The 6,414-nt window shown below is 63.8% G+C and carries 7 protein-coding genes, 1 other RNA gene and 1 pseudogene; 2 read left to right on the top strand and 7 right to left on the bottom strand.

The window, feature by feature from the left end; genetic code table 11:
- The 7 genes and pseudogenes from EN884_RS21060 to ffs all read right to left on the bottom strand — a co-directional run.
- Positions 1-394 (bottom strand): annotated as a pseudogene (locus tag EN884_RS21060) (lytic murein transglycosylase); the annotation flags it as partial.
- A 26-nt stretch (positions 395-420) separates the two neighbouring features.
- Entirely contained in the window at positions 421-1,026 is a 606-nt protein-coding gene (gene recR / locus EN884_RS21055) for a recombination mediator RecR (protein WP_013527928.1), read from the bottom strand.
- 191 nt (positions 1,027-1,217) lie between these two features.
- Complete coding sequence (locus EN884_RS21050; protein WP_013527929.1) at positions 1,218-2,144, bottom strand: cell wall hydrolase; 927 nt, start codon at positions 2,142-2,144, stop codon at positions 1,218-1,220.
- 230 nt (positions 2,145-2,374) lie between these two features.
- On the bottom strand, positions 2,375-2,782 hold the full coding sequence (locus EN884_RS21045; protein ID WP_013527930.1) for a hypothetical protein: 408 nt from the start codon (positions 2,780-2,782) through the stop codon (positions 2,375-2,377).
- 14 nt (positions 2,783-2,796) lie between these two features.
- Positions 2,797-3,120, bottom strand: coding sequence for a YbaB/EbfC family nucleoid-associated protein (locus EN884_RS21040; RefSeq protein ID WP_013527931.1), 324 nt, complete (start codon positions 3,118-3,120; stop codon positions 2,797-2,799).
- A gap of 30 nt (positions 3,121-3,150) precedes the next feature.
- A complete protein-coding gene (locus EN884_RS21035; protein ID WP_063169978.1) occupies positions 3,151-4,962 on the bottom strand; it encodes a DNA polymerase III subunit gamma/tau in 1,812 nt (603 codons plus the stop codon).
- Positions 4,963-5,067: 105 nt separating this feature from the next.
- Positions 5,068-5,164: signal recognition particle sRNA small type (ffs, locus tag EN884_RS21030), an RNA gene on the bottom strand.
- A gap of 172 nt (positions 5,165-5,336) precedes the next feature.
- Here ffs and EN884_RS21025 point away from each other — a divergent pair.
- Together EN884_RS21025 and EN884_RS21020 are read left to right on the top strand one after the other, a co-directional pair.
- Positions 5,337-5,756: an HIT family protein gene (locus tag EN884_RS21025; protein ID WP_013527933.1), complete on the top strand. Its 420-nt coding sequence runs from the start codon at positions 5,337-5,339 to the stop codon at positions 5,754-5,756.
- A 41-nt stretch (positions 5,757-5,797) separates the two neighbouring features.
- A partial coding sequence (locus EN884_RS21020) for an NADH pyrophosphatase zinc ribbon domain-containing protein (protein ID WP_128360716.1) occupies positions 5,798-6,414 on the top strand: 617 nt, incomplete at its 3' end.

The raw sequence follows: 6,414 nt of genomic DNA, 5'->3' as shown, positions 1-6,414 counted from the left end.
GCGCGCCCGCCGTCACCGCGCGAACCGTCTTCTCGGCGAAATAGGCGCCGGGTGAGCCGAATTCGGCCTGGTGCTGCTTCTGGGGCGTGGCCGCCTTCTCGCCCGGCTTGACCAGGTCCGGCAGCTTCAGATTGGGCTTGATGCCGTCGAAGGCGGCATCAAAGGTGGTTTTGGAAATGCCTTTCGCCTTGGCCTGCGGCCAGAGGTCGTTCTGCAGCCAGGCGCGGAACTGGTCGTCGATCTTTGCGGCGGAGGCGGGGGTGGAAAAGACCGAGAGAAGAACTGCAAAAAAGGAAAACAGAGCCAATCTGAGAGGTTTGCGTTCCTTCGCACCCCCCTCTGTCCTGCCGAGGGGGGTGCTTGGCACCAGCCTTGGTGGACACGCAAAAATCATGCTCCGCATCCTCTGCCGCAACTTTGTCAAAACGCCGTCCGCGAACGCAGCGCCGCGGCCAGCGTGCCCTCGTCGAGATAGTCGAGTTCGCCGCCGACCGGCACGCCATGCGCAAGGCGCGTCACCTTGATGTCGAAGCCGGACAACTGGTCGGTGAGGTAATGCGCGGTCGTCTGGCCCTCGACCGTCGCATTGACGGCGAGGATGATCTCCTTGACCTCGCCGCCGGCGACGCGATCAACCAGCGAGCGCATGTTGAGCTGCTCGGGGCCGATGCCGTCGAGCGGCGACAGCGTGCCGCCGAGCACGTGGTAGCGCACATTCATCGCCGCCGCGCGCTCCAGCGCCCACAGGTCGGAGACGTCCTCGACGACGATGATGGTGCCGGCATCACGGCGCGGATCGGTGCAGATCATGCAAGGGTCCGATGTATCGACATTGCCGCAGGTCGAGCAGATGCGCACCTTGTCGGCCGCCTCGGCCATGGCGGCGGCAAGGGGCGACAAAAGCTGCTCTTTCTTCTTGATCAGATGAAGGGCGGCACGCCTGGCCGAACGGGGTCCCAGCCCCGGCACCTTGGCCAGGAGCTGGATCAGACGTTCGATCTCGGGACCGGCGATTCGCTTCGACATCGCTCTGATCTAGAGCAATTCCAGGAAAAGTGCGAAGCGGTTTTCCGTCCGGAATTGCGTCAAAACGAAAAGCTGGAGCGGTTCACCGTTTCCGCGAAACGGTGAACCGCTCCAGGATTTTTCAGAGCGCTTTGGAACATCTGCATCCGCATGACCGCCATATTGGGCCTTGGCGGACCGCGGGGCGCAGATCAGTTGGTCTCGAGCGGCCGGCCCTGGCTGACAATCATCGCGCCAATGGCGTCTGTGTTCTCAGGCGTCGACTGGAACCCCATCGACGCCTCTTGCGGCGCGTCTTGAACCGACGAGATGACCCTTGTGTTCAAGCTTCCGCCAAAACGCGCGGCATCCGGCTCTTCCATCGGCTCCTGCATCGCCACCACCGTCGGCTCTTGCGAGACACGCGCGGATTTCGCGGCCGGCGCGGCGGCGGCGGTCACATAGGTCTGCTGGGCGGGAGCGGATCGAACGGTTGCCGTCCTGGCTGGACGCACCGGCTCGGCGGACGCGACCATCGTCACCGGCGCGGCTGACTTGTCGGGCGCCGCCGAGGCAATAGCGACCTGCGGCTCATCCGGCAGCGGCTGCCAGTTGCGGCCGCGCTTCTCGTAGAAGGCATTGCCGCCGGCAACCATGGTGTAGTGCATGTTCTTGTAGGGGAAGCGGAGGCCGGCTGTGTGGAAGAACATGGTGTTCTTGAGCTTGGACTTGCGCTCGCCCTTCAGCACCGCGTCGGCGGCTTCCTCGACATCGGGCATTGCGCGTGAATTCATCGGCCTTGTCATGACACCAGGCGCGAACTGCCCGGGCTCGCCCACCACTTGGCAGATGGTGCTGCCATGATTGCCGGAGCGCAGCCGGTTCATCACCACCGTGCCGACCGCGATCATGCCGTCGCGGCTCGAGCGGTTGGACTCGAAGAACATCGCCCGTTCCAGGCATTCCTTGTCCTTCGGCGTGTGGCTGTAGGCCCCTGAACTCAGGAAACCTGGCGTGATGGCGTCGGTCAGGCTGGCGACGGACATGCCGTGTGAAGTGGTCTGGCTGCAGGCAGCCAAAAACAGGGGTGAAATGACGGCGCCGAGCAACAGCGGCGTCTTCCATCGCGTGGAAATCAACAGGTAACCCTCTCACTTCGTGCCCGCCCCCAGGCTGCGGCAAGAATGAGACACTTTCGGGCAAAATGATGGCCAAAACGTTATTAACAACGTACTGTTGCCAAATTGGCACAATTTCGTGGCTTTCCAGATAGATCGAGCCGTCATTTCACAAAAGCGATGACCGCTCTCTCTTTGTTTCGCCGCAATTGCCCCAAGGGAAAGCACCACGCGATTTTTCCTGAAGCGATCTACCGCCCGGCCGCTATCGCGGCCGGCTGGCCAGGCTCAAGCTCCTCGACCTTCTCCGAAAACAGGCCGCGCCGGAGGAACAGCGTCCGCGCCTCCCTGGCCGTCGGCGCGATCTTTCCCGGCCAGTCGCTGTCTATGAACTCAGCCTTGGTGAAGTCCGGATTTGTCTCGCTTGCCGCCTCGAGGAATTCGGCGATCTCCAGCACGATCGCGCGCTCGTCCTTCGAAAGCGCGGATGTGCCGGCTTCGATCGATGGGCGATGGAGGAAATCCTCGAACAGATAGAAATAACCCTTGATGCCGACGAGATCGACGCCGTCGTCACAATCGGCCAGGATTTCCAGGATCTCGTAGATCCTGTTGCGGATACGCTGCTCGATCAGTCTTTCGGACGGCTCTTCGGCCATGGCCGCACCGAAGGCTAGAAGGGCAGTTTCATTCCCGGCGGGATCGGCAGGCCCGCGGTCAGCGCCTTGGTCTTTTCCTGCATGATCTGCTCGACCTTGGTCTTGGCGTCGTTGTGAGCGGCCAGCACCAGGTCTTCCAGGATCTCGACATCGTCTTCCTTGAACAGAGACGGATCGATCTTCAACGACTTCATCTCGAATTTTCCGGTCAGCGTCACATTGACCAGGCCGCCGCCGGCCTGGCCGGACGCTTCCAGCGTGGCGATCTCGTCCTGCATGGCCTGGAACTTGGCCTGCATTTCCTTCGCCTTGCCCATCAGGCCGAGAAGATCTTTCATGGTCGGGTCCTTTGCGGATTCGTGGCTGGATCAGGGTTCATCGTCGTCAGCCGGCGGCTCGACCGGCACTTCGGCCTCTGCCGTTTCGGCTTCCGGCGCGTCCGGAATGCGCACGTCGATGATCTTGGCACCGGGAAAGCGCGCCAGGATGGCGGCCACTGTCGGGTCGCTCTTGGCATCGAGAAAAGCCGTCTCGCGTTTGGCCGATTCCATTTCGGCGAGCGTCTGGCCGCCCTCTTCCTTCGACAGCGAGACAAGCCAGCTGCGACCGGTCCAGGCGCGCAATTTCGTCGTCAGGTCGTTGAGCAGCATCTTGGGCGCATCGCTGGTCAGGCCAACGTCGATGCGGCCGGGCTCGATGCGTACAAACCGGATGCAGCTTTTGACCAGCACCTTGAAGGCGATGTCGCGCTGCGCGTCTGCCAGGGCAATGATGTCGGCCAGCGATTTCAGCGGCGCCGATTGCGCCTCCGTGACCGGCTCCGGCGGAGCGACGTAGGGAACGGGCGCAGGCGAGGCTTCGACCAGCCGCATGGTCTGCGCGCCGCCCGGGCCAGACGGCATGCGCGTCTGCGCCACCGCGCTGGCGCCGTTGCCTCCCCCTGCAGGCGCCCCATTTGGGCGCAGCGCGCCATTCTGCGCCGGCGCGGCGCCTTCAAGCGATCTCAACGCCTCGTCCAGCGTCGGCAGGTCGGCGGCATGCGCCAGCCGGATCAGCACCATTTCGGCGGCACTGACCGGCCGGTTGGAGGACTGCACCTCTGGAATGCCCTTGAGCAGCATCTGCCACGTCCGCGACAGCACCCTGACCGACAGCGTCCTGGCGAAATCGGCGCCGCGCTGCCGCTCGTCCTCGGATAGCGAGGCATCCTCGATGGCCGTCGGCACGAAACGCAGCCGGGTGACGAGGTGGTTGAATTCGGCAAGGTCGGTCAGCACGGCGGCCGGATCGGCGCCGGTATCGTATTGCGCACGGAATTCGCCAAGGGCTGCCGCGATATCGCCTTTCATCACATGTTCGAACAGGTCGACGATGCGGGCGCGGTCGGCAAGCCCCAGCATCGCCCGAACGGCATCGGCGCCGACAGAGCCGGCGCCATGGGCGATCGCCTGGTCGAGGATGGAGAGCGAATCACGAGCCGAGCCCTCGGCGGCGCGCGCGATCATCGCCAGCGCATCGTCGTCGACCGAAATGCCTTCCTTGGCCGAGATCGAAGCGAGATGCCCGACCAGCGCGCCGGCGTCGATGCGCCTCAGGTCGAAGCGCTGGCAGCGCGACAGGACGGTGATCGGGACCTTGCGGATCTCGGTGGTGGCAAAGATGAATTTGACGTGCGGCGGCGGCTCTTCCAGCGTCTTCAGAAGGCCGTTGAAGGCCTGCGTCGACAGCATGTGCACTTCGTCGATGATGTAGACCTTGTAGCGGGCCGAGACCGGCGCGTAGCGCACGCGCTCGATGATATCCCTGATGTCGTCGATGCCGGTGTGCGAGGCGGCGTCCATCTCGATGACGTCGACATGGCGGCCTTCCATGATCGCCTGGCAATGTTCGCCGAGGACGGCAAGGTCGACCGACGGCTGGTCGATATCAGCGGTTTTATAGTTCAGGGCGCGCGCGAGGATGCGCGCCGTCGTGGTCTTGCCGACGCCGCGCACGCCGGTCAGCATCCAGGCCTGGGCGATACGGCCGGTGGCAAAGGCGTTGGTGAGGGTGCGCACCATCGGCTCCTGGCCGACCAGCTCGGAGAAGTTCGAAGGACGGTACTTGCGTGCCAGCACGCGATAGGCGGCGGCCTTGCCTATCTCCAGGCTTTTTGGTCCCGAATTTCCGGCTTCGCTCATACGCCCGTAAAGCTCCAAATGGCCGCGCCCGAAGGCGGCCGATTCCTGCGCATAGTCTCGCCCGCGCTGCAATGCGTCGTCAATGTCGCGAGAGGGGCCGATGAGGTGGGAGGCTGGAACAATGACCCGTTCCGGGCTCGTTAGGGCTGCTTCCTTCCGGACCTGACCCGGTTGGCGAGTGGATCGTCCACCACCAACCTCCCGCTTTCCATATCGGCAATTGCGCGACGAAATGCAAGTGCGCCGCAGAAATCGCAAAAATATGGAATTGGCGCACCAAAGCGTGAGGGGCGCAATGATTCGCTTGCAGCCCCCCTGCCGCCGCTCTAGCGTTCCTGCGTTTGAGGAAAACAAGAAAAGCAAGGGAAACGCCGATGCTGCCGGGCCTGAAGGCCGGATTCACGCTGGACGCACGGCTGGAGGCGGACAGCGAGCAGTTGATGTGGCTTGGGCTGTGCGAGCTGCGGGTGATGAACGACCGCCGCTGGCCCTGGTTGCTGCTGGTGCCGCAGCGCCCCGGCGCGGAGGAAATCCACGACATGACGCCGCTCGACCAGGCGATGCTGACCTTCGAGACCAATATGGTGGCGCAGGCGCTGAAGAAAGCGACCGGCTGCACCAAGATCAACACCGGCGCGCTCGGCAACATCGTGCGCCAGTTGCACATCCATGTCATCGCGCGTTCGGAAGGCGATCCCGGCTGGCCAGGTCCTGTGTGGGGACATGGCCTGCGAGAGCCCTATCAGCGTTCCGACTTGCGACGGTTTGCCGAAACGATCAAGGCGGCGCTATAAGCGTTCCCCGTGTCCATCCCTCAACATATTCCAGAGTCCCCATGAGCTTCCGCCTGTTTGACGCGCCTTTGCGCGAGCCGAGCCAGTTCGTCGGCTTCGCCGGCAACACGATCGACCGGCAGTCCGAGAACCGCGCCGACGATTCGGTCGACAAAGCGCTGGCCGATCCGGCGACGCGGCTGCTTCTGATGCATGGCGGCCGGCTCTATCTGAAGCTCGGCGATGGCGGCGCTCTCGATCCCTGGTTCGGTGCGACCGAGAGCGAGCCCTTCAAGGTTTCCCTGGCGCAAGGCATCCTGCTCGGCTTTTCCGAACGAGGACCGGTGCTGGCCGTGCCCGCCGGCGTCGAACCCGAACAGCTTCCGGAAACAGTCAAGGCCATCGACTACCGCTCGGTCTACATGCAAGGGCTGATCGACGAGGCGGCGGCCGGCGCGATGGCGCAAGGGGCGGCTTTGCTCGCCTGGCATGCCAGCCATCGCTTCTGCAGCAAATGCGGCACGGAATCGCAGATGCGGGCCGGCGGCTACAAGCGGCATTGCCCGAATTGCGGCACCGAGCATTTTCCGCGCACCGACCCGGTGGCGATCATGCTGACGGCGACGCGGGAGAAGTGCCTGCTCGGACGCGGTCGGCATTTCGCGCCGGGCATGTATTC

Origin of the sequence: Mesorhizobium sp. M7A.F.Ca.AU.001.01.1.1 (genome assembly GCF_004022735.1) — a bacterium.
Classification (GTDB): Bacteria; Pseudomonadota; Alphaproteobacteria; order Rhizobiales; family Rhizobiaceae; genus Mesorhizobium; species Mesorhizobium ciceri.
This window is presented reverse-complemented; position numbering and strand designations above follow the sequence as displayed.

Excerpts from the sequence above, each read along its gene's own strand:
- recR (WP_013527928.1), bottom strand. The coding sequence starts at position 1,026 with ATGTCGAAGCGAATCGCCGGTCCCGAGATCGAACGTCTGATCCAGCTC.
- EN884_RS21045 (WP_013527930.1), bottom strand. The coding sequence starts at position 2,782 with ATGGCCGAAGAGCCGTCCGAAAGACTGATCGAGCAGCGTATCCGCAAC.
- EN884_RS21040 (WP_013527931.1), bottom strand. The coding sequence starts at position 3,120 with ATGAAAGATCTTCTCGGCCTGATGGGCAAGGCGAAGGAAATGCAGGCC.
- EN884_RS21035 (WP_063169978.1), bottom strand. The coding sequence starts at position 4,962 with ATGAGCGAAGCCGGAAATTCGGGACCAAAAAGCCTGGAGATAGGCAAG.
- EN884_RS21025 (WP_013527933.1), top strand. The coding sequence starts at position 5,337 with ATGCTGCCGGGCCTGAAGGCCGGATTCACGCTGGACGCACGGCTGGAG.